The 1,396-nt window shown below is 66.8% G+C and carries 1 protein-coding gene; it reads left to right on the top strand.

Annotated features, from left to right (window positions below; all coding sequences use genetic code 11):
• Positions 1-50 precede the first annotated feature (50 nt).
• Positions 51-1,355 carry an IS256 family transposase gene (locus HHX31_RS33390; protein ID WP_169953795.1) on the top strand — a complete coding sequence of 435 codons (1,305 nt, stop codon included), beginning with the start codon at positions 51-53 and terminating at the stop codon, positions 1,353-1,355.
• Positions 1,356-1,396 lie beyond the last annotated feature (41 nt).

Here is a 1,396-nt window from a genome sequence, read left to right as displayed (position 1 = left end):
CGGGACTGTACGGTCTTCGGTGTAACTCCTGATCAAGGAGAACGCACTCGATGACTACTGTGATCCAGGCATCGGAAGCGACGAATGACCTGGAGGACGCCGCGGTGGCGCGTAAGAAGCCGCAGGCCTCAGAGCAGGAACTGGTGGCCAAGCTGGTCGAGCAGGCCCGCGCTGATGGCCTGGAGCTGGTCGGCGACAACGGGCTGCTGGGCCGGCTGACCAAGCTGGTGCTGGAGTCCGCCTTGGAAGGCGAACTCACCGACCATCTCGGCTACGACAAGCACGAACGCGGCGCGAGCCAGACGGGCAACGCCCGCAACGGCACCCGTACCAAGACGGTCATCACCGACGTCGGGCCCGTCGAGATCGATGTGCCACGGGACCGGGACGCCAGCTTCGAGCCGAAGATCGTGGCCAAGCGGCAGCGGCGCCTGTCCGGCGTCGATGAGATGGTCATCTCGCTCGCTGCCAAGGGCCTGACCACGGGCGAGATCTCCGCGCACCTGGCCGAGGTGTACGGCGCGCAGGTGTCCAAGCAGACCATCTCCACCATCACCGACAAGGTGATCGAGGGCATGACCGAGTGGCAGAACCGGCCGCTCGACCCCGTCTACCCGGTGGTGTTCATCGACGCGATCCACGTGAAGATCCGCGATGGTCAGGTCGCCAATCGGCCCATCTACGTCGCCCTGGCTGTGACGGTCGACGGCGAACGCGACATCCTCGGCCTGTGGGCCGGTGACGGCGGTGAGGGCGCCAAGTTCTGGCTGCACGTGCTGACCGAGATCAAGAACCGCGGTGCGGGTGATGCGCTGATGGTGGTCTGCGACGGGCTCAAGGGCCTGCCGCAGGCGATCGAGCAGGTCTGGCCCCAGGCGGTGGTGCAGACCTGTGTGGTGCACCTGCTGCGCGCCAGCTTCCGGTACGCCGCCCGCCAGCACTGGGACGCGATCGCCAAGGCGCTGCGGCCGGTCTACACCGCCCCGACCGAAGCGGCCGCGCTGGAGCGGTTCATGGAGTTCGCCGAGGCCTGGGGCAGCCGGTATCCGGCGATCGTGAAGCTGTGGGAGGACGCCTGGGCCGAGTTCGTGCCCTTCCTCAACTTCGACGCCGAGATCCGCCGGGTGATCTGCTCGACGAACGCGATCGAGTCGGTCAACGCCCGCATCCGCCGGGCGGTCAAGGCCCGCGGCCACTTCCCCAACGAGCAGGCCGCGCTCAAGTGCGTCTACATGGCGATCATGAGCCTGGACCCCACGGGGAAGGGCCGCAAACGCTGGGTCACCCGCTGGAAAGCCGCCCTCAACGCCTTCGCCATCACCTTCGAAGGCCGGCTATCCCCGGCCTCTCGATAGAAGAAATCAGCCGCGAGTTACACCGTTGACTGGACATTCCC

Source organism: Microbispora sp. H11081 (assembly GCF_012999535.1).
In the GTDB taxonomy this organism is placed as follows: Bacteria; Actinomycetota; Actinomycetes; order Streptosporangiales; family Streptosporangiaceae; genus Microbispora.
This window is presented reverse-complemented; position numbering and strand designations above follow the sequence as displayed.